The sequence below is a fragment of the Streptomyces caeni genome, from assembly GCF_042678285.1.
Classification (GTDB): domain Bacteria; phylum Actinomycetota; class Actinomycetes; order Streptomycetales; family Streptomycetaceae; genus Streptomyces; species Streptomyces caeni.
Genome location: NZ_JBHUDX010000026.1, coordinates 91,704 through 116,557, shown reverse-complemented (window position 1 = coordinate 116,557; position 24,854 = coordinate 91,704). Strand labels below are relative to the sequence as shown.

General features: G+C 71.5%; 23 protein-coding genes and 2 pseudogenes. 8 read left to right on the top strand and 17 right to left on the bottom strand.

Annotated elements, in window-relative coordinates; translation table 11 throughout:
• Positions 1-154 precede the first annotated feature (154 nt).
• Positions 155-874, bottom strand: coding sequence for a flavodoxin family protein (locus tag ACFSL4_RS10830; RefSeq protein ID WP_381081054.1), 720 nt, complete (start codon positions 872-874; stop codon positions 155-157).
• Between the two features lie 126 nt (positions 875-1,000).
• On the opposite strand from ACFSL4_RS10830, the gene ACFSL4_RS10825 reads away from it, so the two are divergent.
• Entirely contained in the window at positions 1,001-2,002 is a 1,002-nt protein-coding gene (locus ACFSL4_RS10825; protein ID WP_381081052.1) for an NAD-dependent epimerase/dehydratase family protein, read from the top strand.
• 73 nt (positions 2,003-2,075) lie between these two features.
• Here ACFSL4_RS10825 and ACFSL4_RS10820 read toward each other — a convergent pair.
• Positions 2,076-2,607 (bottom strand): annotated as a pseudogene (locus ACFSL4_RS10820) (IS701 family transposase); the annotation flags it as partial.
• 99 nt (positions 2,608-2,706) lie between these two features.
• Here ACFSL4_RS10820 and ACFSL4_RS10815 point away from each other — a divergent pair.
• The 3 genes from ACFSL4_RS10815 to ACFSL4_RS10805 are packed head-to-tail and all read left to right on the top strand — an operon-like array spanning position 2,707 to position 4,765.
• Positions 2,707-3,411, top strand: a complete 705-nt coding sequence (locus ACFSL4_RS10815; RefSeq protein WP_381081048.1) for a glycosyltransferase family 2 protein — start codon at positions 2,707-2,709, stop codon at positions 3,409-3,411.
• Entirely contained in the window at positions 3,408-4,028 is a 621-nt protein-coding gene (locus tag ACFSL4_RS10810; protein WP_381081046.1) for a TIGR04282 family arsenosugar biosynthesis glycosyltransferase, read from the top strand. Before ACFSL4_RS10815 ends, ACFSL4_RS10810 begins: the two co-directional genes overlap by 4 nt.
• Entirely contained in the window at positions 4,025-4,765 is a 741-nt protein-coding gene (locus ACFSL4_RS10805; RefSeq protein ID WP_381081044.1) for a class I SAM-dependent methyltransferase, read from the top strand. The genes ACFSL4_RS10810 and ACFSL4_RS10805 overlap by 4 nt, the downstream gene beginning before the upstream one ends.
• Positions 4,766-5,081: 316 nt before the next feature.
• Here ACFSL4_RS10805 and ACFSL4_RS10800 read toward each other — a convergent pair whose 3' ends face one another.
• Complete coding sequence (locus tag ACFSL4_RS10800) at positions 5,082-6,311, bottom strand: molybdopterin-dependent oxidoreductase (protein ID WP_381081042.1); 1,230 nt, start codon at positions 6,309-6,311, stop codon at positions 5,082-5,084.
• A gap of 127 nt (positions 6,312-6,438) precedes the next feature.
• On the opposite strand from ACFSL4_RS10800, the gene ACFSL4_RS10795 reads away from it, so the two are divergent.
• Entirely contained in the window at positions 6,439-7,809 is a 1,371-nt protein-coding gene (locus tag ACFSL4_RS10795) for a hypothetical protein (protein ID WP_381081205.1), read from the top strand.
• 318 nt (positions 7,810-8,127) lie between these two features.
• On the opposite strand, the gene ACFSL4_RS10790 is transcribed toward ACFSL4_RS10795, so the two are convergent.
• Together ACFSL4_RS10790 and ACFSL4_RS10785 are read right to left on the bottom strand one after the other, a co-directional pair.
• Entirely contained in the window at positions 8,128-9,456 is a 1,329-nt protein-coding gene (locus tag ACFSL4_RS10790) for a class I SAM-dependent RNA methyltransferase (protein WP_381081040.1), read from the bottom strand.
• Positions 9,457-9,597: 141 nt separating this feature from the next.
• Positions 9,598-11,649 (bottom strand): APC family permease, encoded by a 2,052-nt coding sequence (locus ACFSL4_RS10785; protein WP_381081038.1) that lies wholly within the window; start codon positions 11,647-11,649, stop codon positions 9,598-9,600.
• Positions 11,650-11,870: 221 nt separating this feature from the next.
• Here ACFSL4_RS10785 and ACFSL4_RS10780 point away from each other — a divergent pair, with 221 nt between their 5' ends.
• The gene (locus ACFSL4_RS10780) at positions 11,871-12,542 is read left to right on the top strand and encodes a potassium channel family protein (RefSeq protein WP_381081203.1); all 672 of its coding nucleotides are present in this window, start codon (positions 11,871-11,873) and stop codon (positions 12,540-12,542) included.
• Complete coding sequence (locus ACFSL4_RS10775) at positions 12,542-13,213, top strand: potassium channel family protein (protein WP_381081036.1); 672 nt, start codon at positions 12,542-12,544, stop codon at positions 13,211-13,213. The genes ACFSL4_RS10780 and ACFSL4_RS10775 overlap by 1 nt, the downstream gene beginning before the upstream one ends.
• A 255-nt stretch (positions 13,214-13,468) precedes the next feature.
• Here the strand turns inward: ACFSL4_RS10775 and ACFSL4_RS10770 are convergent, their stop codons facing one another.
• The 8 genes and pseudogenes from ACFSL4_RS10770 to ACFSL4_RS10735 all read right to left on the bottom strand — a co-directional run bounded on the left by ACFSL4_RS10770 (position 13,469) and on the right by ACFSL4_RS10735 (position 20,414).
• Positions 13,469-14,218: a DUF3159 domain-containing protein gene (locus ACFSL4_RS10770; RefSeq protein WP_381081034.1), complete on the bottom strand. Its 750-nt coding sequence runs from the start codon at positions 14,216-14,218 to the stop codon at positions 13,469-13,471.
• A 3-nt stretch (positions 14,219-14,221) separates the two neighbouring features.
• Positions 14,222-14,620: an OB-fold nucleic acid binding domain-containing protein gene (locus tag ACFSL4_RS10765; protein ID WP_381081032.1), complete on the bottom strand. Its 399-nt coding sequence runs from the start codon at positions 14,618-14,620 to the stop codon at positions 14,222-14,224.
• Between the two features lie 88 nt (positions 14,621-14,708).
• A complete protein-coding gene (locus tag ACFSL4_RS10760) occupies positions 14,709-15,392 on the bottom strand; it encodes a response regulator (protein ID WP_381081030.1) in 684 nt (227 codons plus the stop codon).
• Positions 15,389-17,938: an ATP-binding protein gene (locus ACFSL4_RS10755; protein ID WP_381081028.1), complete on the bottom strand. Its 2,550-nt coding sequence runs from the start codon at positions 17,936-17,938 to the stop codon at positions 15,389-15,391. Before ACFSL4_RS10755 ends, ACFSL4_RS10760 begins: the two co-directional genes overlap by 4 nt.
• A 221-nt stretch (positions 17,939-18,159) precedes the next feature.
• Positions 18,160-18,380 (bottom strand): annotated as a pseudogene (locus ACFSL4_RS10750) (alginate lyase family protein); the annotation flags it as partial.
• Between the two features lie 165 nt (positions 18,381-18,545).
• A complete protein-coding gene (locus tag ACFSL4_RS10745) occupies positions 18,546-19,316 on the bottom strand; it encodes a DUF3710 domain-containing protein (RefSeq protein ID WP_381081026.1) in 771 nt (256 codons plus the stop codon).
• 1 nt (position 19,317) lies between these two features.
• Positions 19,318-19,833: a dUTP diphosphatase gene (gene dut, locus ACFSL4_RS10740; RefSeq protein ID WP_381081024.1), complete on the bottom strand. Its 516-nt coding sequence runs from the start codon at positions 19,831-19,833 to the stop codon at positions 19,318-19,320.
• Positions 19,830-20,414, bottom strand: coding sequence for a PaaI family thioesterase (locus tag ACFSL4_RS10735; RefSeq protein ID WP_381081022.1), 585 nt, complete (start codon positions 20,412-20,414; stop codon positions 19,830-19,832). Before ACFSL4_RS10735 ends, dut begins: the two co-directional genes overlap by 4 nt.
• Positions 20,415-20,472: 58 nt before the next feature.
• Here ACFSL4_RS10735 and ACFSL4_RS10730 point away from each other — a divergent pair, with 58 nt between their 5' ends.
• Positions 20,473-20,934: a DUF3093 domain-containing protein gene (locus ACFSL4_RS10730; RefSeq protein ID WP_381081020.1), complete on the top strand. Its 462-nt coding sequence runs from the start codon at positions 20,473-20,475 to the stop codon at positions 20,932-20,934.
• 198 nt (positions 20,935-21,132) lie between these two features.
• Here the strand turns inward: ACFSL4_RS10730 and ACFSL4_RS10725 are convergent, their stop codons facing one another.
• The 4 genes from ACFSL4_RS10725 to ACFSL4_RS10710 all read right to left on the bottom strand — a co-directional run bounded on the left by ACFSL4_RS10725 (position 21,133) and on the right by ACFSL4_RS10710 (position 24,667).
• A complete protein-coding gene (locus ACFSL4_RS10725; RefSeq protein ID WP_381081018.1) occupies positions 21,133-22,071 on the bottom strand; it encodes a hypothetical protein in 939 nt (312 codons plus the stop codon).
• 13 nt (positions 22,072-22,084) lie between these two features.
• Positions 22,085-22,381, bottom strand: coding sequence for a DUF4193 domain-containing protein (locus ACFSL4_RS10720; protein WP_003993510.1), 297 nt, complete (start codon positions 22,379-22,381; stop codon positions 22,085-22,087).
• Between the two features lie 394 nt (positions 22,382-22,775).
• Positions 22,776-24,008, bottom strand: coding sequence for a sensor histidine kinase (locus ACFSL4_RS10715; protein ID WP_381081016.1), 1,233 nt, complete (start codon positions 24,006-24,008; stop codon positions 22,776-22,778).
• 5 nt (positions 24,009-24,013) lie between these two features.
• Complete coding sequence (locus tag ACFSL4_RS10710; protein WP_381081014.1) at positions 24,014-24,667, bottom strand: response regulator transcription factor; 654 nt, start codon at positions 24,665-24,667, stop codon at positions 24,014-24,016.
• Positions 24,668-24,854 lie beyond the last annotated feature (187 nt).

Sequence of the window (24,854 nt, the reverse complement as noted above, 5' to 3'; positions counted from 1 at the left end):
CGCCCGCCGGCTCGGCGCGTCACCACCGCAGCCATGCGTCAGACGCGGGCGGATCACGAGCCGTGTCCTGACCGCGGGCCACACGGCAGGCCGTGCCGTCGGGTCTGCAGGGCTCGACCGGCCCGCCACGAACCTGCGAGTCCGGCTCCCGGCCTCAGCGGTGCTCGGGGTTGTCGGCGCCCGGCCGGCAGCCCGCGTCCCACTCCGAGCGCTGGTTGCCGTGGGCGGGGACGCCCCCGGCTCGCTTGAGCAGGGCGGCGATGTGCATGAGGTTCCAGGTCATGAAGGAGGTGTTGCGGTTGGTGAAGTCGTTCTCCGGGCCGCCCGAGCCCGGGTCGAGGTACGACGGCCCGGGGCCGGCCGCGCCGATCCAACCGGCGTCCGCCTGGGGCGGGATCGTGTAGCCGAGGTGCTGCAGGCTGTAGAGGACGTTCATCGCGCAGTGCTTGACGCCGTCCTCGTTGCCGGTGATCAGACAGCCGCCGACCCGGCCGTAGTAGGCGTACTGGCCCTGGGAGTTCAGCAGCGAGGAGCAGGCGTAGAGGCGCTCGATGACCTTCTTGGTCACCGAACTGTTGTCGCCCAGCCAGATCGGTCCGGCCACCACCAGGATGTCGGCGGCCATCACCCTCTCGTAGAGCGCCGGCCACTCGTCGGTGGCGAAGCCGTGCTCGGTCATGTCCGGGTAGACGCCGGTGGCGATGTCGTGGTCGACCGCCCTGATCTCGTCCGTCCTCACTCCCTGCGCATCCATGATCGCGCGGCTCTTGTCGATCAGCCCCTGAGTGTGACTGAGCTGCGGGGACGGTTTGAGGGTGCAGTTGATGTAGAACGCGGTGAGGTCGTCGAAGCGGTGGGGAGGGGTTGCGTCCATGACGGGCAGCGTCTCGCGCGCAGGACGCTTTGTCCGGGTCCGACGCGCCCCGTGACGTCTTACGGAGTGGTGACGTACCCGGGCGGGTCACGGTGTCCGGCGGGCTCCTGGACCTAGCGTGGCCATATGCGTGTACTGGTCACCGGCGGTGCCGGGTTCATCGGGTCCCATGTCGTCGACGTGCTGCGGGAGCGCGGGCACGAGCCGGTCGTGTACGACGTCCGGAAGGACCCCGGGGCGGACGTGCGCGACCCGGCGGCGATCGCCCGTGCCCTCGTCGGCGTCGACGCGGTGTGCCATCAGGCGGCGATGGTCGGCCTCGGCGACGGGGTCGCGGACGCGGCCGAGTACGTCTCACGCAACGACCTGGGAACCGCCGTCCTGCTCGCCGGCATGGCGGAGGCCGGAGTGCGGCGTCTCGTACTGGCCGGGTCGATGGTGGTGTACGGCGAGGGACGGTACGAGTGCCCCCGGCATGGAGTGGTGCTGCCGGGCCCGCGCACGGTCGGCGATCTCGACGCGGGCCGGTTCGAGCCGCTGTGCCCGGCGTGCAGGGGGGACCTCCTGCCCGGCCTGGTCGGGGAGGACGCCCCGGCCGATCCGCGCAACGTCTACGCCACGACCAAGCTCGCGCAGGAGTACCTGGCCGCCGCCTGGGCCCGCTGCACGGGCGGGTCGGCGGTGTCGTTGCGCTACAACAACGTGTACGGGCCCCGGATGCCCCGCGACACCCCGTACGCAGGAGTGGCTTCCTTCTTCCGTTCCTCGCTGGCCCGGGGCGAGGCCCCGCGCGTCTTCGAGGACGGACGACAGCGGCGGGACTTCGTGCATGTGCGGGACGTGGCCGCCGCCAACGCCTTGGCGCTGGAGGCCGGGTCGGCGCCGGGGGCGCTCACGGCGTACAACACCGGCAGCGGCGAGCCGCACACCGTCGGCGAGATGGCGGGCGCGCTGGCCGCCGCGCACGGTGGGCCGACGCCCGTCGTGACCGGGGAGTACCGGCTGGGCGACGTCCGGCACATCACCGCCGACTCCGCACGGCTGCGGAACGTGCTCGGGTGGAAGCCGGAGATCGGGTTCGAGGAGGGCATGGCGGAGTTCGCGCGGGCCGGGATGCAAAGCTCCTAGCACGCCAGCAAGACTTCTGCGTTTTCGCAGGTCAGGGCACGCTCTTGGTGGCTCCGTCGCCATCGGGACCACTTCACCGCGTGGTCGCGGCGTGCAGGACGGCGACGGGGTTCAGCTGCCGGCGGACGACGGATTCCGGCTGGGGTGAGGGCCACGAGGTCGGGTGTGCCCACCTCGTCACCCCCTTTTCGCGTTCCTGCGCGGCCATCACCGCCAGGAACGCGTGGGCGGGCATGGCGAGCGTGATGTGCCGGTACCAGCCCACGTGGCGACGGACCTCGTACCGGTCCAGGCCGCACTCGTTCTTCGCGCTTTGGAAGCACTCCTCGGTCTTCCAGCGGCAGCCGGCGACTCGGACCGGGTCGGCGACGGTCGCCTCCAACGGAGCGCGGGCAAGGCGGTAGGCGATCTCGTCGGGCTTGGTGATGCTGCGGCGGGCCGGCATCCACCGCTGCCGGGCCGGCCCGTCACCGTCGAACTCCCGCACCGCGGGCAGACGGGCGGCGACCCAGTCGCAGTAGCGTTCGCCCTTGGCTCCCGGGCCCTCCGGCAGACGCCCATGCCTCGGGCGGGGCCCGGGCGAGGACGTGGTCGGTGCGCGGGCCGGCACCAGGCTGTCCCCACACCGCCCCCGGACGCCGCGCCCCCGACGTCCGCGTTTCGCAAGGAGCGAAAGCCCGAAATACCCCCTTTGTGTTCGTAGGGTGAAAGCCGTGACCCTCTCACCACCATCAGACGTCGACGTAGTCCTCCCATGTCTGAACGAGGCCCATGCCCTGCCGTGGGTGCTCGAGCGGATCCCGGCCGGCTGGCGGGCCCTCGTCGTCGACAACGGCTCCACCGACGGCTCGGCGGAGATCGCACGTGCGCTCGGCGCGACCGTCGTGCACGAGTCCCGCCGGGGGTTCGGCGCCGCATGTCACGCAGGACTGACGGCCGCCACCGCGGAGATCGTCTGCTTCTGCGACTGCGACGCGTCCCTCGACCCGTCGCTGCTCGTGCCCTTCGTCGACGAGGTCCGCTCGGGCGCGGCCGACCTCGTCCTCGGGCGACGCCGCCCCCGCGCCCGGGGCATCTGGCCCGCACACGCCCGCGCGGGCAACCTGGCGCTCGCCCGCCTCCTGCGCCGCCGAACCGGGCTGCGCCTGCACGACCTCGGCCCGCTGCGCGCAGCCCGGCGTGAGCCGCTGCTCGCTCTCGGCCTCACCGACCGGCGCAGCGGCTATCCGCTGCAGATGGTGGTGCGAGCCGCCGACGCAGGCTGGCGGATCGCCGAGCGCGACGTGCCGTACCTGCCGCGTTCCGGAGCCTCGAAGGTGACGGGCACCTGGCGGGGCACCTGGCAGGCGGTACGCGACATGAGCCGCGTTCTCCGGGAGGCCCCGGTCAGTGAGGGGAGCGCACGGTGACCACACTGCTGGTCATCGCCAAGGAACCGCTGCCGGGCCGGGTCAAGACCCGCCTCACCCCGCCCTTCACACCCGAGGAGGCCGCTGAGCTCGCGGAGGCGGCACTCGCCGACACCCTGCGGGCCGTGGCCGCCACGCCCTCGACACGCCGGGTGCTCGTCCTCGACGGCTCCCCCGGCCCCTGGCTGCCGCCCGGCTTCGACGTCGTACCGCAGTGCACGGGCGGCCTGAACGAGCGGCTGGCGGACGCCTTCGGGCGATGCGCCGGTCCGGCCCTGCTCATCGGCATGGACACCCCGCAGGTGACGCCCGACCTGCTCACCGTGGACTTCTCGGACACCGACGCGTACTTCGGGCCTGCCGAGGACGGCGGATTCTGGGCCCTCGGACTGGCCGAGCCCGATCCCGCACTGCTGCGGGGCGTGCCCATGTCGACGCCGGTGACCGGAGCCGTGCAACGGGACCGGCTCATCTCGGCCGGTCTGCGGGTCCGCGACCTGCCCAGCCTGCGGGACGTCGACACCGCCGCCGACGCCCACGCCGTCGCCGCCCTGGCCCCGCACGGCAGGTTCACCGCCCGCCTCGCCCGCTGTACCGCCGCTTCGGGCCGCCGATGAGCAGCAGCGTGCCCCCGTGGGCGGCCGCCGACTCCTACACCGCCGCCCTGCACGCCGGACGAGGGCCGCTGTTCCTTCGCCGGGCCGACGGCTGGCTGCTACCCCTGGAGGTGGAACGGTGGTGCGCGCGTGCGGACGCGGTCGACCTGGACGTGCTGGACCGGTGCGAGGGCACCGTGCTGGACGTCGGCTGCGGACCGGGGCGGTTGGCCGCGGAGCTCGCCGCCCGGGGCCGGACCGCCCTCGGCATCGACGTGAACGAGGCCGCGGTCGAGCACACGATCCGGCTCGGGGGCCAGGCGTTGCGGCGCTCGGTCTTCGAACCGCTGCCGGGTGAGGGCCGCTGGGGCACGGTCCTGCTGATGGACGGCAACATCGGCATCGGGGGCGACCCCACCGCGCTTCTGGAGCGGGCGGTCGGGCTCCTGCGACCGCGCGGCCTGCTGCTCGCCGAGACCGCTCCGGTGGACGTCGACGAACGCGTCGACGTCCACATCACCGACGCCCGCACCGACGCCGGCTCCCCCTTCCCCTGGGCGCGGCTCGGCACTCCGGCCCTGCTGCGGTACGCGTACGGCTGGGAGCGGGCCGGTCACTGGACAGCCGGCGGGCGCCGCTTCGTCGCCCTGCGCAGCCGCAGCGCCAGCAGCAGCGCCGAACCGCCGAAGAGAACCGCGCTGCTCAACAGCCAGCGGGCGAGGAAGCCCTCCGGCGACAGCCCGGTGCCCAACCGGTAGCGCCGGTCCACCATCCCGCTGATCAGCGGGAACCATACGAGCAGGAGCAGCCCCGACAGGGCCGCCGGGACCCGGACGTACATCGTCAGCCCCCGGCGGCCGACCGTGCCGAGACCGCCCGCGAGGGCCCGGTCCGCGCCCGCGTACAGCGGCAGCAGCACGAGGTCGTGCAGCAGCGCGGCCCCCACGATCCACAACGCCACGCCGAACCAGTCGTCGGCGAGGAGGCGTACCCCCGCGTAGGCAGCGAGGGCGAACGAGGCAGCGAGGAGCAGGAGTTGCACGGGGCTGCCGAAGGGGATCCGGGACGGGCGCATCACAGGTCTCCGAAGGTCAGCCGGGCCACCCACTTCGTGTTCAGCACGCCGGGCGCGGCAGGCACGATCACTCGGGCCGGATAGCCGTGGTCGGGGGACAGAGCCTCGCCGTTGACGTACAGGGCGAGCAGGGAACGCGGGTCGGCAACCTGGTTGGCGCGCAGGGCCGCGCGGCGGAATGCGCCGTGCCGCTGGAGGGACTCGACGAGCACGTCCGGCGGATCGCCGTCGTACCCGACGAGCGCGGCGAGGTCCCGCAGCCGCACCCCGCGCCACCACTGATCGGACGTCGACCAGCCCTCGACGCAGGCGATGGGCAGCGCCGAGCTGTACAGCGGGAGTTCGGCAAGCTGGGCACGGCTGAGACGGACCGTGCCGGTGCGTCCGGTCACGACGAGCCGCCAGGCGTCCTCGCCCGTTTCCGCCTCGTCGATCCCGGCGTACGCGGCGGTCTTGTTGATCTGGAAGCCGTTGGGCCCGCTGCCGGGGTCGGCGCCGCCGTGCGGTGCGAACAGGGCGGTGCGTCGCAGGCCGTCGAAGTTCTGCCCCACGGTCGTCAGCAGCAGAAGCAGCGAGCCGCCCCCGACGAACCACAGGGCGCCCCGCCGGGAGACGGTGGGCTCGGCGGGGCGCGCGGACACCAGGTCGCTCTTCTCCTCGCCGGGTCGGCGCAGGGTGCGCAGCGCCATGGGCGCCTTCAGCAGCGCGTGGGCCACGAAGGCCGCGAAGAACACCCAGGCGCCGTAGAAGTGCAGCGGGTAGAACGAGCCGGGGAAGACGTAGTCGAGCTGGACGTTGAGGACCCCGGTCACGAACTCGAACAAGCCGCCGCCGACCAGCAGCAACAGGGAGATCCGCTCCAGCGCGTGGGCGAGCGAGCGGGCCGGCGGCAGCGCGAACAGCCTCGGCACCACCGACCACAGCTTGGCCAGCAGGACGGGGATCAGGGTGATGCCGAGGGTGACGTGGACGCCCTGGTTGAGCCGGTACAGCCAGTGCGGGTTCGTCGGCCAGGCGAAGAGGTAGAAGCCGAGGATCCCCTTGTCCGGTGTCTTGTCGTTCACCGGAGACAGGTCCGGGTTGTAGGCGGCGTACGAGACCAGGCCCGTCAAGAACACAACCGTGATGCCGACGAGCAGGACCAGGCCCAGCACCGACGTGAACCAGGGACCACGCAGCGGGCTGCGCCAGAAACGGGGCGAAGTGGGGAGCCGTGGATCGTCTCGCATGAGCCGACCGTAGGCCCAGCCACCCCCCGAATGGGGCCCGCAGCCTGTGACGAAACGCTGACGTCCGGCCCGGACGGCCGTGCGCAGACGTCCGCCTGGCCTAGCGTTTCCGGATGTGACCCACACCCTGCCATCCGCCGAGCCGCGCACCCCGCGCTCCACCGATCCCTCCCGCGACCTCCGCCGTGACCTGTACGCCGCCGGGGCCGCCGCCGCACTCGTGACGGCGGCGGTGCTGATCGGCCGGCACATCCAGCACACCGACCACACGCTCTTCGTCGACTGGCCCCCGGTGCTGGCGTCCTGGGGGCCGCACCTGGGCCCCGGCACCCCGGCGGCCCTGCTCGTCGCGGCCGCCACGACGGCGTACGGCCCTGCCCTCGCGGTCCGGCTCCCCTGGCGCGCCCTGCTCCCGGCGGCCTGGGCCACCGCCCTGGCGTGGACGTTCTCCCTCGCGCTGATCGACGGCTGGCAGCGCGGCATCGCCGTGAAACTCACCACCCACAACGAGTACCTCCAGGTCATCGACCGCTTCCAGAACATCCCGGTCACCCTGCGGGACTTCACCCACCACATCCTGCTGCACTCCCCCGACAACTGGCCCGCCCACGTCGCGGGCCACCCGCCCGCCGCCACGCTCACCTTCGTCCTGCTCGACCGGATCGGGCTGGGGGGCGGGGGCTGGGCCGGAGTCTGGTGCGTCGTCGTCGGTGCGACGGGGTGCGTGGCGGTGCTGATCGCGGTGCGGGCACTGGCCTCGGAGCGGCTCGCGCGGCGCGCCGCGCCCTTTCTGGTACTGGCACCGGCAGCGGTGTGGATGGGCACCTCGGCGGACGCGTACTTCGCGGCGGTGGCCGCGTGGACCGTGGCCCTGCTGGCGCTGGCCGTCACCAGGGGCTCCCTGGCCGCGGCGGGCGCGTCGGGGCTGCTGTTCGGCCTCACCTGCTACCTCTCCTACGGCCTGACGCTCTTCGCGCTGATCGGCGCGGCGGTGCTGCTGCTCGGGCGGCGCGGGGTGCGGGAACGGCCGGCGCTGCTGGCGGCGCTGCTCGCCGGCGTGGCCGTCGTACCGGCGGCGTTCACGCTGGCCGGGTTCGACTGGTGGGAGGCGTACCGGCTGCTGGTCACGCGGTACCGCCAAGGAGCGGGCGGGGTACGGCCCTACGGCTACTGGGTGTGGGCCAATCTCGCCTGCACGGTGCTGATCACGGGCCTGGCGACGACGGCGGGACTGCGGCGGACAGGGGCCGTTCTGCTGCGGCGGGGCTCTTCGGCACGCACCACGGTCCGCCTCGCACTCCTCCTGGCCGCCGCCCTGCTCGCTCTGCTCATCGCCGACCTCTCCGGGATGAGCAAGGCGGAGACGGAACGCATCTGGCTCCCCTTCGCGATGTGGCTGCTCCCGTCCTGCGCGCTCCTCACCCACCCCCGCGCCTGGCTCGCCGCCCAGGCGGTGCTCGCGCTTCTCCTCAACCACCTGCTGATGACGGGCTGGTGACACCGGCCGCGGAGACGGCCTCGGCCGTAGTTTTCGCAGATGCCGCGCGGTGACGTCCGCGGCCGGATCGATCCCGAAGATCGGCACGACGCCGTCGCCAAGCGGTCTCAGCACCGCACGACGGCCGCCGTCGCGTCAGGGACCTGATGGAGCCTCAGTCCCTGCGCCACTCGTGCGTCACGCCGCAGAAACGCACCGTCACCACCACGCGACCCGTCGCCCACGACGAATACGCAGGTCACTCGACGTGGTCCGGCTTCATCTGTTCTCCCGCCACGAAACAGGCCGAGCCGACCGAAGAAACTGTAAAGCGGCAGGTCAGTGGCCTTTCCCGACTGGCTCCAGGATCGCGACGCACTCCACGTGGTGCGTCATCGGAAACAGATCGAACGCCCGCAGCGTCCGCACCCTGTACCCCCCGTCCCGGAAGTACGCCAGGTCCCGTGCCAGGGCCGCCGGGTCGCAGGCGACGTAGGCGATCCTCCGCGCTCCCAGGGTCGAGAGGTGCTCCACCGTCCTGCGGCCCGCGCCCGCGCGCGGCGGGTCCAGGACGATCAGGTCGGCCTCCGTGATGCCGGTGCGCGGGAGAACCGATTCGACCTTGCCCTGTTCGATGCGGACGCGATCGAAGTCCGCCAGGTTGTGCCGGGCGTCCTCGACGGCGCGCCTGCCGGACTCGACGCCGAGGACGGCGCCCTGCTCGCCGAGCCGGTCGGCGAGCGCGCCGGCGAAGAGGCCGACGCCGCAGTACAGGTCGAGCGCCGTCTCGCCCTTGCGCGGCAGCAGACCCTGCATCACCGCCGTGACCAGGGTGTCCGCCGCCTTCGGGTGAACCTGCCAGAAACCGCCGCCGCCGACGCGGTAGGTGCGGCCGTCGGCGCGCTCGCGGACGAAGGGGCGGCCGTGGACGCGGTGCACCCCACCGGACCTCTCGTCGACCCGCAGCACCGACACCGGCCGGTCGAGCTCGACCAGCGGCAGCCGTGCGCCCGGCTTCGGCGTCAGGATCACCTGGCGGTCCTGCGAGCCCGTCGCCGCGATCGCCTCGACGGAGTCCATGCCCGTCCAGTCCCGCTTCTCGATGCCCAGCTCGCTGACGCCCTCCGCGGCGATCATGCAGTGGTCGATCGGCTCCACCTCGTGCGAGCGGTGCCGGCGCAGGCCCGCCCTCCCGGACACGTCCACCGCGTACTGGACCCGCGTACGCCACTTCGGCACCTCACCGGCCGGCAGCTTGTCGCCCTCCGCCGGTACCACCGTGCCGTCCCAGCCCGTCTCCTCCGGCGTCAGACCCGCGAGCCGTCTCAGCTGCTCGGCGATCACCTCGCCCTTCAGCCGGCGCTGCGCGCCCGGCTTGGCGTGCTGCCAGTCGCAGCCGCCGCAGCGGCCGGGGCCCGCGTACTGGCACGGCGCCTCGATGCGGTCCTTCGACGCCTGCAGCACCCGCACCGCGTCCGCCCGCAGGAAGCGGTCCCCTTCCTCGCCCTCGGTCACCCGCGCCACGACCCGTTCTCCGGGCAGCGTGTGCCGCACGAAGAGGACTTGGCCCGCGTCCGTACGGGCGATGCAGTGACCGCCGTGGGCGACGGGGCCGATCTCGACCTCGTACTCCTCCCCCACCAGCAACTTCTTGGGTTCTGCCTGCATGGCGGGACGGCTCCAGGTACAAGAGGGGAACGGAAGGGGACGGCTGCGAAGCAGCGCGGCCGGACAACAGCCCACCAGTCTACGCGGGTGTCGTCCGGCCGTTCACCACGAGCCGGTGGGGGCGGCGGGCCCCGGCGGACGTCAGCCCTTCGGGGCCGACGACTCCTTGGACCGCTGCTCCGCCGGCCCCCGCCGCACGGAACCCGGCGCGTTCCACTCCTGGCGCTTGCGGGCGCGGAGCCTCGCCGCCTCGGAGGACTGCAGCTGGTACGGCACGGAGGTCACCATGATGCCCGGCGTGAACAGCAGCCGGCCCTTGAGCCGCAGCGCGCTCTGGTTGTGCAGCAGGTGCTCGTACCAGTGGCCCACCACGTACTCGGGGATGATCACGGACACGGCGTCGCGCGGGGACTCCCGCCGCAGGCTCTTCACGTACTCGATCACCGGGCGCGTGATCTCGCGGTAGGGCGAGTCGAGGATCTTCAGGGGCACGTCGATGCCGCGCCGTTCCCACTCGTTCTTCAGCGCCTTCGTCTCCGCCGGGTCGACGTTGACGCTGAGCGCCTCCAGGGTGTCGGAGCGCATCAGCTTGGCGTAGGCCAGGGCACGCAGCGTGGGACGGTGGATCTTGGAGATGAGCACCACGGAGTGCACCCGCGATGGGCGCACGGTGTCGTCACTGCGGTCCTCGGGAGCGGCGATCTCGTCGGCCACGCGGTCGTAGTGGCGCCGGATCGCGGTCATCGTCGCGTAGAAGATGCACATGCCTAGCAGCGCGACCCAGGCTCCGTGCGTGAACTTGGTGACCAGGACGACGACCAGGACGAGTCCGGTGAAGAAGGCGCCGAAGGCGTTGATGGCACGCGAGCGGACCATGCGGCGGCGCTTGGCCTGGTCCTTCTCGGTGGCCAGATGGCGGTTCCAGTGCCGGACCATGCCGGTCTGGCTCAGCGTGAACGACACGAACACACCGACGATGTACAACTGGATCAGCCGGGTCGAGTCGGCGCCGTAGAGGACGATCAGCAGGGTCGCCGTGCCCGCCAGCAGCACGATGCCGTTGGAGAAGGCCAGGCGGTCGCCGCGGGTGTGCAGCTGGCGCGGGAGGTAGCGGTCCTGGGCGAGGATCGAGCCGAGCACCGGGAACCCGTTGTAGGCGGTGTTGGCGGCGAGGAACAGCACCAGCGCCGTGGCCGCCGCGAGCACGATGAACAGGAAGCTGCCCTTGCCGAAGACGGCCTCGGCCACCTGTGAGATCACCGGGTCCTGGACATAGCCGGAGCCCACCGCCACGCCGTTGTGGATCAGGTCGGTGGCTGGGTTCTCGGCCATGCGGACCTTGGTCGCCATGGCCAGGACGATGATGCCGCAGAACATGGTGACGGCGAGCAGGCCCATCATCGCGAGCGTCGTCGCCGCATTCTTCGACTTCGGCTTGCGGAAGGCCGGGACGCCGTTGGAGATCGCCTCGACACCGGTGAGCGCCGCGCAGCCGGAGGAGAAGGCGCGCAGGAGCAGGAAGACCAGAGCGAAGCCCGCCAGGCCCTGGTGCTCGGCCCTGATGTGGAACGCGGCCGTCGGGGCCCGCATGGTGTCGCCGAGGGCCAGCCCGCGGAAGGCGCCCCATGCGATCATGATGAAGACGCCGGTGACGAATACATAGGTCGGGATCGCGAACAGCGTCCCGGACTCCCTGACCCCGCGCAGGTTCATCAGCGTGAGCAGCACGACCACGGCGACCGCGCAGAGCACCTTGTGCTCGACGACGAACGGGATCGCGGAGCCGAGGTTCTCGATGCCGGAGGCGATCGACACGGCGACCGTGAGGACGTAGTCGACGAGCAGGGCGCTGGCGACGGTCAGACCGGCCTTGGGACCGAGGTTGGTGGTCGCCACCTCGTAGTCGCCGCCACCGCTCGGGTACGCGTGCACGTTCTGCCGGTAGGAGGCGACCACCGTGAACATCAGGACGACGACCGCGAGCGCGATCCAGGGGCTGAAGTGGTAGGCCGTCACACCCGCGATGGACAGCACCAGCAGCACCTCTCCGGGCGCATAGGCCACGGAGGAGAGCGGGTCGGAGGCGAAGACGGGGAGGGCGATGCGCTTCGGCAGGAGCGTTTCGGCCAACCGGTCACTGCGCAGTGCGCGCCCGATCAGGATCCGCTTGGGCACGTCGGTCAGTTTGGACACAACAGAGGATCGTAAAGCTTCGAACTGGAGGTCGCCCACCCACACGTGGAGATATGCCTCACGAGTCAGACCGGGCGGGGGCAGGAGCACGGCTGATCGACAAAGCCGCCCGACGCACGTGCACGGGGGTGCCCCGCGCGGACCGTGCCTGTGTAGCTTGGGCGGCGGTCTGAGAACCTGAGGGAAACCTAGCTGTCATCATGGACATCGGAAGGACGGTCGTGCACATCGTCATCATGGGCTGCGGAAGAGTGGGCTCCGCTCTCGCCCAGACCCTGGAGCAACAGGGGCACACGGTCGCCGTGGTCGACCAGGACCCCACCGCCTTCCGACGACTGGGCTCCGGGTTCGGTGGCCGTCGGGTCACCGGAGTCGGCTTCGACCAGGACACGCTGCGCGAGGCGGGCATCGAGGAGGCCGGCGCGTTCGCCGCCGTCTCCAGCGGCGACAACTCGAACATCATCGCCGCGCGGGTCGCCCGCGAGATGTTCGGCATCGAGAACGTCGCGGCCCGTATCTACGATCCCCGCCGCGCCGAGGTCTACCAGCGCCTCGGCATTCCGACGGTCGCCACGGTCCGCTGGACGGCGGACCAGATGCTGCGCCGTCTGCTGCCGTCCGGCGCCGAGCCGCTGTGGCGCGATCCCACCGGAGGCGTCCAGCTCGCCGAGGTGCACGCCTCCCCGGCCTGGGTCGGGTACAAGATCAGCCGGCTCCAGGAGGAGACCGGCGTGCGCGTGGCCTTCCTCACCCGACTGGGCGAGGCGATGCTGCCCACCTCGCAGACGGTGCTGCAGGAGGGCGACCTGGTACACGTGATGATGCGGACGGACGACGTCGAGAAGGTCGAGGCGGCGTTCGCCGGGGGGCCTGAAGGAGAGGGCGGGCACTGATGAGGGTCGCCATTGCCGGTGCCGGTGCCGTGGGCCGCTCGATCGCGGGCGAACTCCTGGAGAACGGGCACGAGGTTCTGCTGATCGACAAGGCGCCGACCGCGATCTCGGTCGAGCGCGTGCCGCAGGCGGAGTGGCTGCTGGCCGACGCCTGCGAGATCACCTCTCTGGACGAGGCGGCGCTGCAGCGCTGCAATGTGGTGATCGCCGCGACGGGCGACGACAAGGTGAACCTGGTCGTGTCCCTGCTGGCGAAGACGGAGTACGGCGTCCCGCGCGTCGTGGCCCGTGTCAACAACCCCAAGAACGAGTGGCTCTTCAACGAGTCCTGGGGAGTGGACGTGGCCGTCTCCACCCCGCGCCTGATGTCCGCCCTGGTCGAGGAGGCGGTGAGCGTCGGCGACCTGGTGCGTCTGCTCCGTTTCAGCCACGGCGACGCGAACCTCGTCGAGCTGACCCTGCCGCCGGAGTCGGCCCTGGCGGGCACACAGGTCGGCGATGTGCAGTGGCCCGAGGACACGTCCCTGGTGACGATCATCCGCGGCACCCGCGTCCTGACCCCGTCCCGGGAGGACTCCCTGGAGGCGGGCGACGAGCTGCTGTTCGTGGCGGCCCAGGCGCGCGAGGAGCAGTTGGAGGAGCTGCTGTCGGTACGGCGCGAGGACGCCTGAGCGCTCCGCGGGCAGTCCGGTGACCGCCTGCGGTCCGACGGGGGGTGCCCCCTGCACGAACGTGGTTGAGAGCTTGGGGGAGGCTGGTCGCGCCCGCGCGGCGGAGCCGCACGTCGGCACAGCCCCGCGCCCCTTCGGGGCGCTGCCGGACCGCACCGGACTTCACCGGACCGCTCGGGCGGCTCGGACGACTCGGCCCGGCCCGGACACGGAAGAAGGGCGCCCGGCGACCTCCGGGCGCCCTTCTTCCGGAACCTACGACTCCCTGCGGTGGCGCCCCGCGGGGGCCTCGTGCCCCTCGGCGGCGGCCTGCCGTGCCTTCTCGGCCTGCTCCTCGGCCTCCATCTCGGCGAACACGTCGATCGGCGCGGGTGCCTTCGCGAGGAACACCCAGGTGAGCCAGACGGCGAAAAGGAACGGCGGGATCTTCAACGCCACCAGGACCCAGCCGAGCTGGGCGGTGTCGGCCCACCAGTACAGGGGGAACAGGATCGCGCACTTGCCGAGCAGGATCAGGCCCCACGCCCAGCTCGCCTTCGCGTACGCCTTCTTGCGGCCGGGGTTCCGGGTGCGCCAGGAGAGGTTCTCCTTGAAGACCGGGCCCAGGATCAGGCCGATCAGCGGGACTCCGGCGAGCGTGGTGACGATGTAGGCCAGGCTCAGGCCCAGCGTGTAGAGCATGCCCGGCAGATAGAAGTCCTTGGCGTTGCCGGTCATCATCGCGAAGACCACGCCGAACGCGACGCCGAACACACCGCTGAAGGCGTGCTTGAGGGTGTCCCGCATCACGAGGCGGACCGCCACCAGCAGCAGCGACACCACGAGCGCGGCGATCGCCGACCAGTGCAGGTTCTTGTTGACGGTGAAGACGGTGACGAAGAGGAGGCCGGGCACCACCGTCTCGACCATGCCCCGGACACCGCCGAACGCCTCGAAGAGCGCGGCCTCGGTCACCGCCCGGGAATCATGCTGGGCGTCTTCGGTCGGCTTCTCGAGTGACGTCACCGGCTACTCCCGTCCGAGCGGTCTGAGTTCGTACTTCGGGTTGAACAGCACTCTGCGGCCCCGGCTCATCGAGATCCGGCCGGAGGCGATCAGCTTGCGCCCCGGCTCTATCCCGACGATGGAGCGCCTGCCGAGCCACACCACGTCCAGCGCGGCCGACCCGTCGAACAGCTCGGCCTCCAGGGCCGGGACACCGGCTCGCGGACGCAGCGTGACCGTGCGCAAGGTACCAGTAACCGTGACGATCTGCCGGTCGTGGCAGTCGCCGATGCGCGTACAGCCCGCGGTCTCCGCGTCCTCCCGCAGTTCCTCGGACTCCAGGTCCTCCCGCGACGAGGAAAGCCGGTCGAGCATGCGCCGGAAACGGCCCACCGGCTTTTCGGAACGAGGAACAGCGCTCATACCGAAAGCGTACCGGGATGCGCTGACACCGACGTACCCATGGCACCCCCCGCCCAACCGCCCGCCGCCGCACGCCGCCCGGGCCGCCTCACCGCTCGAACCGGTACCCCATCCCCGGCTCAGTGATCAGGTGCTCGGGATGCGACGGGTCCGCCTCCAGCTTCCGCCGCAACTGGGCCATGTACACCCGAAGGTAGTTCGTCTCCGTCCCGTACGACGGCCCCCACACCTCCTGCAGCAGTTGTCTCTGGCCGACCAGGCGGCCCGCGTTGCGCACGAGCACCTCCAGCAGATGCCACTCCGTGGGGGTGAGGCGCACGTCCTTCCCTCCGCGGTTGACCTTCTTCGCGGCCAGGTCGACGGCGAACCCCGCCGTCTCCACGATCGCGTCCTCCTCGCCGCCCCCGGTCGGCTCGGCCCGACGGACCGCGGCGCGCAGCCGGGCCAGCAGCTCGTCCATCCCGAACGGCTTGGTGACGTAGTCGTCGGCGCCCGCGTCCAGCGCCTGAACCTTCTCGTCCGAGGAGTGACGCGCGGACAGCACCAGGATCGGCACCCTGGTCCAGCCGCGCAGCCCCTTGATCACCTCGACGCCGTCCATGTCGGGCAGCCCGAGGTCGAGCACGACGACGTCGGGGTGGCGCGCGGCGGCGAGCCGGAGCGCGGTCGTGCCGTCGGAGGCCGCGTCGACCTCGTACTCCCGCGCCTTCAGGTTGATCACGAGGGCGCGTACGATCTGCGGCTCGTCGTCGACCACGAGCACCCGGGTCATGTGGTTTGCCTTTCTGGTTCGGCGAGTCGTCCGGGGTTGTGCGGGCTCCCCGCGGCCCGGAGGGTGAGAACCATCGTGAGCCCGCCGCCCGGGGTGTCCTCGGCGTCGAGGGTGCCGCCCATGGCCTCGGCGAAGCCACGGGCGACCGCGAGGCCGAGGCCGACGCCGGCACCGCGCGGCGCGTCGCCATGGCGCTGGAAGGGCTCGAAGATGCGGTCCTTGGCGTCGTCCGGGACGCCCGGGCCGCGGTCGACGACGCGGACCTCCACACGGTCGGCGAGGGCGCTCGCGGCGACCAGCACGGGTGTTGCCCGGGGGCTGTACTTGACCGCGTTCTCGACGAGGTTGGCGACCGCGCGCTCCAGGAGCCCGGCGTCCACGGCGACCATCGGCAGGGTCTCGGGGACGTCGAGCTCCACACTGCCCTCGGGGACCCCGCCCAGCGCCATGGGCACCACCTCGTCCAGGTCGATCTCCCGGATCAGCGGGGTGACCGTGCCGGTCTGCAGCCGGGACATGTCCAGCAGGTTGCCCACCAGGTGATCGAGGCGGTCGGCGCCCTCCTCTATCGCCTCCAGCAGCTCCGCGCGGTCCTCGTGCGACCACTCCACGTCGTCCGAGCGCAGCGAGGTGACCGCCGCCTTGATGCCCGCCAGCGGCGTCCGCAGATCGTGGCTGACGGCGGCCAGCAGCGCGGTGCGGATGCGGTTGCCCTCGGCGAGCGCGCGGGCCTGTTCTGCCTCCTGCCTCAGGCGCCGGCGGTCCAGGACCACAGCGGCCTGCGCGCCGAACGCGGCCAGCACCCGCCGGTCGGAGGCGGGCAGGACACGTCCGGACAGGGCCAGCGCCATGTGGTCGCCGACCGGCACGTCCACGTCGGCGTCCTCCGGCCGCGCGACCGGCGCGCCCGGGCCCACGTTGCCCGCGCAGGTCCACGGGTCGATGTCGCCGGTCCGCTCCAGCAGCGCCGCGCTCTCCATGCCGAAGGTCTCGCGCACCCGTTCCAGGAGCGCCTCCAGACTGGTCTCGCCGCGCAGCACGCTGCCCGCCAGGAAGGAGAGGATCTCCGACTCGGCGCGCAGCCGGGCCGCCTGGTGGGTGCGCCGTGCGGCAACGTCCACCACCGACGCCACCGACACCGCGACGGCGACGAAGATCGCGATGGCGACGATGTTCTGCGGGTCCGCGATCGTCAGGGTGTGGACGGTCGGGGTGAGGAACCAGTTGAGCAGCAGGGAGCCCGCCACGGCCGAGGCGAGCGCCGGCAGCAGCCCGCCGAGCAGGGCCGAGGCCACCGTCAGCGCCAGGAACGCCGGCATGTCGCTGGCGATGCCGGGGCCGGTGCCGATGCCGGCGAGCAGAAGGGTGAGGAGTGCGGGGCCGGCCACGCCGACCAGCCAGCCGGCGACGATGCGCGAGCGGCCGAGCCGGGCGCCCCGGGCCACGGGCAGACCGCGCCCCTTGGCGACCTCCTCGTGGGTGACGATGTGCACGTCGAGATCGGGGCCGGACTCCCGGGCGACCGTGGCGCCGACGCCGGGCCCGAAGACGTACTGCCATGCCTTGCGGCGCGAGGAGCCGAGGACGATCTGGGTGGCGTTCACTCCGCGCGCGAAGTCGAGGAGCGCTGCGGGGATGTCGTCGCCCACCACGTGGTGGAAGGTGCCCCCCAGGTCCTCGACCAGGGTGCGCTGGACGGCCAGCTCCTTGGGCGAGCCCGAGGTCAGCCCGTCGCTGCGGGCGATGTAGACGGCCAGGACCTCACCCCCGGCGCCCTTCTCCGCCAGCCGCACCGCCCGGCGGATCAGGGTGCGCCCCTCGGGGCCGCCGGTGAGGCCGACGACGATCCGCTCGCGTGAGCCCCAGATGGCCGACACACGGTGCCGGCTGCGGTACTCGTTCAGGTACTCGTCGACGCGGTCGGCCACCCAGAGCAGGGCGAGCTCGCGCAGGGCGGTGAGGTTCCCGGGCCGGAAGTAGTTGGACAGGGCCGCGTCGACCTTGTCGGGCGCGTAGATGTTGCCGTGCGCCATACGCCGGCGCAGCGCCGGCGGCGACATGTCGACCAGTTCGATCTGGTCCGCCCGGCGCACCACCTCGTCGGGCAGGGTCTCGCGCTGCCGTACGCCCGTTATCGACTCGACGACGTCGCCGAGGGACTCCAGGTGCTGGATGTTGACGGTCGAGACCACGTCGATCCCGGCGGCCAGCAGTTCCTCGACGTCCTGCCAGCGCTCGGCGTTGCGGGAGCCGGGGACGTTGGTGTGGGCGAGTTCGTCCACCAGGGCCACCGCGGGGGCCCGGCGCAGGACCGCGTCCACGTCCATCTCCGTGAAGCGGCTTCCGCGGTACTCCAGTTCCCTGCGCGGGATCTGCTCCAGGCCGTGCAGCATCGCCTCGGTGCGCGGCCGGTCGTGGTGTTCCACGACGGCCACCGCGCAGTCCGTGCCCCGTTCGACGCGGCGGTGGGCCTCGGACAGCATGGCGTAGGTCTTGCCCACGCCCGGCGCCGCGCCGAGATAGATCCGAAGCTTGCCGCGTCCCATGGCCTCATCGTCTTCCCGTCACGGCTGTGTGCGCCGTCTCGACCCTAGGTCCATCATCACGGCAGCCGGGTGTGGTGCGTGAGGAGGGGCGTCCCCGACGACACCCTGATGTGGGGCGGGGGCCGCCGCGCCCCGAGCGGGCACGGCGGCGGCGAGGGCGCGACGGCGCCGCACAGCGGTCAGCCGGGGTTGTCGCCGTGGGTGAGGGTCTCCCAGGCGACGAAGGCGCCCTTCCAGGGCCGGGCGCCGGCTCGACCCCGTCGCGCGCGAAGTCGAGCTGAGCCCTGGAAACGGTGACTCCGGGGTGAACGAAGACGGGCGGGGCCGCCTCGGCGCGACGGGCCGCCGGCTGGATCAGGAGGCCGCCGGTCAGCGCGATGACCAGCGTCAGGAACGGTAAGGCGTGCGATGCGCGGCGACGACGTGAGGGAGCGGCAGGCATACGACCGCGTTTGCTCTCGCATGTGAACGATGAGCATCCTCTTGAACGATCGACGACCCGAGAAGATAGGTACAGACCAGCCGCAGGTCAAGGGTACGCACACGAAAAGGCCGCACCCCTGAACCAGGGGCACGGCCTGCCTGATCGTTCTGTCCCGCGACGGGGTCAGCGGACCTCGGTGATCTCGGGGCCGCGCTGCAACTGGCCCATGCCGCCGGAGAAACGGGAGGAGGCTCCCTCGTCCTGCTGCATGCCCTCGGGCACCATCTGGGCGTCGTTCGGCAGCTTCAGGACGATCGGGTCGCGCGGCGCCATCGGGCCCTCGCCGCGCACCACGACCGTGTCCCGGAAGATCTGCTCCAGCAGGCCGGCGGCCTGCGGCTGCACGGCGCCCTGGCCGGAGATCACACCCCGCAGGAACCAGCGGGGACCGTCCACACCGACGAACCGCACGACCTGGAAACCACCCGTGCCGTCCGGCAGTTGCACCGGCACCTGTGCCCGCAGCTCCCAGCCCAGCGGGCCCTCGACCTCGTCGACGATGCCGCCCTGCTGGGTGATGCCGGAGGCGATCTCCTCGCGCACCTCGGCCCAGATGCCCTCACGCTTGGGCGCGGCGAAGGCCTGCAGCTGAACGGCGCTGTCACGCAGGACGACGGTCGCCGCCACGATCGCGTCACCCGCGACCTCGACCCGCAGCTCCATGCCGTCCACCCCGGGCACGAACAGCCCGCCGAGGTCCACGCGGCCCTCACCCGGCTCACGGATCTCGGAGCTGTCCCAGGGTCCGTCGGGCCTGGGTTCCGGTTCGAGCCTCACGCGCTCGCGCTCGCGCTCGGCCTCTTCCTCCGCCTCAGTGTCGACACCGTCGACGACCTGCTCGGCCTCGCCGGCCGCGTCCTCGGCGGCACCCTTCTTCTTGCGACGTCCGAACACGTCACTGTCCTTCCCGGTCGGATACGACCGAAGCGTATCGATTCCCGCCCGTTGCGCCGCCCACAGCGGCATGACCGCCGGTGGACCCGAAGCCCCCCTCGGCCCGCGCCGAATCGGGAAGCTCCGCGACCTCCTGGAAGCGGACCCTCTCGACCTGCTGGACGACCAGTTGGGCAATCCGGTCGAAGCGCTCGAACCGCACGGACTCGCGCGGGTCGAGATTCACCACGATCACCTTGATCTCCCCACGGTACCCGGCATCAACCGTCCCCGGGGCATTCACGAGGCCGACACCGCAGCGGGCGGCGAGGCCCGACCGCGGGTGCACGAAGGCCGCGTATCCCTCGGGCAGCGCGACGGACACGCCCGTGGACAGCACGGCCCGCTCCCCCGGCCGCAACTCGCGGCTCTCGGTGGTGCGCAGATCGGCCCCCGCGTCGCCGGGGTGCGCGTACGCCGGAAGCGGTACATCGGGGTCGACGCGCCGGATCAGCACCTGCACGGCCTCACGGCTCACGGGTTCACCTCGAAGGCGCGAGCACGCCGCACCTGGTCCGGGTCGTCCATGGCCGCCTTGATCTCCTGAGGGCGGCCATGGTCGATGAAGTGGTCGACCTTCACCTCGATGAAGAGCGCCTTAGCCCGCACTGCGACGGGCCCGTCGGGGCCGCCTATACGCCCGGTCGCCCTCGAATAGATCTTCCGTCCGGCCACCGCCGTCACCTCGGCCTCCAGGTGCAGCACGGTACCGACGGGGACGGGCCGCACGAAGTCGGTCTCCAGCCGTCCGGTCACCGCGATGGTGCGCAGCAGCCAGTTCAGCGAGCCGAGGGTCTCGTCCAGGGCGGTCGCGAGGACCCCGCCGTGGGCGAGGCCGGGCGCGCCCTGGTGGGCGGACTGGACGGTGAACTCGGCGGTGAGGGACACACCCTCACCGGCGCGCGCCGCCAGGTGCAGCCCATGGGGCTGCTCTCCCCCGCAGCCGAAACACTGCCCGTAGTGTTCGCCGAGCAGTTCGCCCGGGGCGGGAGCGTCAGGGTGCCGTATCGGCGCCACGGCATCGGCGGGGGGCATCAGGGCTGCGGAAGTACCACTCACAGCCGCAGACCTTACCCGCGCGTGAACGGGTCGCCGACACCGTGCCAAGCTTGGCTCCATGCAGCTTTCCGCGACACCGTACGAAGAACGCCTCACCGCGCCCCGCTCCTGGTGGCTGATGTGCCTCCTGGTCGGTGTCGCCATCGCCTTGATCCTGCTGCCCTTCGGCACGCTGCCGATGCTCGGCGGCCTGGTCGGCGGCACGGCGGTGTCGGCGGTCGTGGCCAGCTCGTACGGGTCGGTCCGCATCCGCGTGGTCGGCGGCTCACTGATCGCGGGTGAGGCGAAAATCCCGGTGTCGGCGCTCGGTGACGCGGAGGTCCTGGACCCGGAGGAGGCCCGCGCCTGGCGCACGCACAAGGCGGACACGCGCGCCTTCATGCTGCTGCGCGCGTACATCCCGAAAGCCCTGAAGGTCGAGGTCACGGACCCGGCCGACCCGACGCCGTACCTGTACCTGTCGACCAGGGAGCCCGAGCGGCTGGCGGCGGCGATCGAGTCCGCGCGGGCGGCGGTGTAGCGACCGGCTTGCCCGCGGCTCCTTCTGTTCGGCGCTTTCTCTTTACTCTGCGGCGCCTCCTCTGCGGCGCCTCCTCTGCGGCGTTTTCTCCCCGGCCCTTTCTCTGCGGCGCGGGCGGCGTCGCTGACGGCCCGCGAGAAGACGGCCGCGAAGAGCGGCCGGAAGAGCGGCCGGAAGAGCGGCCCGGTCGTGGGGTTCTCAGAGGTCTTCGCGTGCCTCGAAGTCTTCGCGTGCCTGGAGTCTCTCGAGTTCCGGGGAGCGGGCCGGCTGCTCCAGCGGCGGCAGCTCGGGCAACGCCTCCCACGGGACCTGCATCCTGCGCAGATCCCTGCGGATCCGCTCGGCAACCCGTCTGGTGTCCCGCCGGTTCATGACCGCCCCGACGGCGGCCCCCACCATGAACGGCGTCAGACTCGGCAGGTCCCGCACCATGCGCCTGGTGATCTGCTGCCGCAGCTCGCGCCGCATCTGCCCGCCCAGGGCCGCGTCGATCGTCGACGGCTTGGTCACGTCGATCCCGCGCTCCCCGGACCAGGACCTCAGATACGCCACACTGCGCTGGGCCAGGCCACCGGGCGGCCGCAGCCCGTACACCTCGTGCAGTTCGGCTATCAGCTTCAGTTCGATCGACGCGACGCCGGTGATCTCCGCGGCCAGTTCGGTCGGCATGGCCGGCGGCACGGGCAGCATCGCCGCCGCCCCGATCCCGGCCCCGACCACTGCGGTCGCCCCCGCAGCGCCGGCGACGAGCTTGTCCGCGAGCTCCTCGGGCCCCAGGCCGGGGAACTGCCCACGGAGCGTCCTGAGGTCCCGTACGGGTATCCGGGGAGCCGTCTCGATGATCCGGTCGGTGACGTACGCCAGGCCCTCCCTGGCCCGGCTGCCGCCCTTGCGGACGCCCTTCCGGATTCCGTCCCGGACGGCGGCAGCACGGCGTCGTGCCAGGGGTGCCGGGGGATCGGCCGGCACCACAGGCCCCACCGGTGCCGCGGGGGCGTCTACCGGTTCGAGCGAGGCTGTTCCCCTACCGGAAGAGCCTCGCTCGTCGTCACGCACGCCGTGGGAGCCGGAATCCGGCTCCGAGTCCGCTCCCCAGCGCGGGAAGCGGCGCTTCCGAGGAGGGGTCGAGCCGGTCACGGCCGACCCCGCCTCAGTCGCAGTCGCGGCAGATCGGCTGACCGTTCTTCTCGCGGGCCAGCTGACTGCGGTGGTGCACCAGGAAGCAGCTCATGCAGGTGAACTCGTCCTGCTGCTTCGGCAGCACCCGGACGGCCAGCTCCTCGTTCGAGAGGTCGGCGCCCGGGAGCTCAAGGCCCTCCGCGGCCTCGAACTCGTCGACGTCCACGGCGGAGGCGGACTTGTCGTTCCGCCTGGCCTTCAGCTCTTCAAGGCTGTCGGAGTCGACGTCGTCGTCGGTCTTGCGTGGGGTGTCGTAATCCGTTGCCATTTCGCTCTCCCCCTCTGGGTGTCTGCGGGTGTCTCCAGCGCACGTAACGCGTGAGAGGCCGGACTTGTGCCCGCCTCGAGGCGGAGATTTTGCCTCACATCAAGGTCTGTTACTCAATCGACACCCAACCGGACTCCTCAAGAGTGATCGGGTTGGATGGCGAACCGGACCGTACACGGTCTCCCTGCCGCACTTCAAAGGCATCTCACCGTGTACTTCCCGTGATCAAGCCCCTGGAAAACCTGGATTTTTACGGTCTTACGGGGGCAGAAAGCGTCACGGAGAGTAGATGGCCGGAATGACATGCGTGTGATCGATCACACAGGACCACGCCGGGAGAGCGGCCCGGACATTCCGCGCAAAGCGAACACCAGCCCGGTTCGGCGGCGGGATCTCAGTCGGGGAGGGTGACCCGCATGATCAGCCCGCCTCCTTCTCGGGGCTGCGCGGTGATGTGACCGCCGTGGGCGCGCGCCACGGACCTCGCGATGGACAGGCCGAGGCCCACCCCCTTGTCGCTGCCCGTGCGCTCGGTACGCAGCCGCGTGAAGGGCTCGAAGAGGTTGTCGATCTCGTACGCGGGGACCACCGGACCGGTGTTGGAGACCACCAGGACCGCCTGGCCGTGCTGGACCTCGGTGGTCACCTCGACCCAGCCGCCCTCGGGGATGTTGTAGCGCACCGCGTTCTGGACGAGGTTCAGGGCGATCCGCTCCAGCAGCACACCGTTGCCCTGGACTACCGCCGGGGCTCGCTCACCACGGATCTCGATGCCCTTGGCCTGCGCCTCTGCGTGCACCTGGTCGATGGCCTGGGTGGCGACCTCCGCCAGGTCGACGGGCCCCCGCTCGACGATCTGGTTGTCGCTGCGGGCGAGCAGCAGCAGCCCCTCCACCAGCTGTTCGCTGCGCTCGTTGGTGGCCAGCAGCGTCTTGCCGAGCTGCTGGAGCTCGGGGGATGCCGAGGGGTCGGACAGGTGCACCTCAAGGAGCGTGCGGTTGATCGCGAGTGGCGTGCGCAGCTCGTGCGAGGCGTTGCCGACGAACCGTTGCTGGGCCGTGAAGGCCCGCTGCAGCCGCTCCAGCATGTCGTCGAAGGTGTCGGCCAGCTCCTTCAGCTCGTCATCCGGGCCGTCCAGCTCGATGCGGCGGGAGAGGTCCGAGCCGGCCACCGCGCGCGCGGTGCGGGTGATCCGGCCCAGCGGCGACAGCACGCGGCCCGCCATCGCGTACCCGAACGCGAAGGCGATCACGGCGAGGCCGAGCAGGGCCAGCAGCGAACGGCTGAGCAGGTTGTCCAGGGCGTGCTGACGTTGCTCGTTCACGCAGGCGTTCAGGGCGTTGTTGAGCTCGTCGGGCGTCGGCTGGGACGGGAGGTTGCAGCTGTTGCTGGCGACCTGGCCCGAGACGATCTTGAACGGCAGGTCGCTGCCCACGTTGAGCGCGTGCGCCGCGAAGAGGTAGATGATCGACAGCAGCAGGATGCCGGCGATCAGGAACATGCCGCCGTACAGCAGCGTGAGCCTTATCCGGATGGTCGGGCGCAGCCAGGGGAACGGCGGCTCCGGCCTCCTGGGGTCCCAGGTGGGCTTGGGCGGCGCCGTGGGCGGTGCGGGGGTCGTGGCCACAGGTATCAGATCCGGTATCCGGAGCCGGGCACGGTGACGATGACCGGGGGCTCGCCGAGCTTGCGGCGCAGGGTCATGACGGTCACGCGTACGACGTTGGTGAACGGGTCCGTGTTCTCGTCCCATGCCTTCTCCAGGAGCTGCTCGGCGGAGACCACTGCGCCCTCGCTGCGCATGAGGACCTCCAGGACCGCGAACTCCTTGGGGGCAAGCTGGATCTCCCTGCCGTCGCGGAAGACCTCGCGGCGGTTGGGGTCGAGCTTGATCCCGGCACGCTCCAGGACGGGCGGCAGCGGCACACTGGTGCGCCGGCCGAGGGCTCGCACGCGCGCGATGAGCTCGCTGAACGCGAAAGGCTTGGGGAGGTAGTCGTCGGCGCCGATCTCCAGGCCCTCCACACGGTCGCTGACGTCGCCGGACGCGGTGAGCATCAGCACGCGGGTGGGCAGGCCCAGCTCGACGATCTTGCGGCACACGTCGTCGCCGTGTACGAGCGGGAGGTCGCGGTCGAGGACGACCACGTCGTAGTCGTTGACGCCGATGCGCTCCAGGGCGGCCGCACCGTCGTACACGACGTCGACGGCCATGGCCTCCCGGCGCAGTCCGGTGGCCACCGCATCGGCGAGCAGTTGCTCGTCCTCGACGACGAGTACGCGCACGTCGCTGTCCTTCCTGTGTCCACCCGCGCGCCCGATACGGGCAGCCCGCGGGCAGGTCTGTCGTGGATGAGACCTCCATCCTGCCCTTTTCGGCCATAAACCGGCTGTAAGACAGGTCAGCGGACCGGGGCCCGCGGGCCGGGGACCCGGGAATGCGAAATTTTCTCGCGCGGTTGAGGTTTCCGCG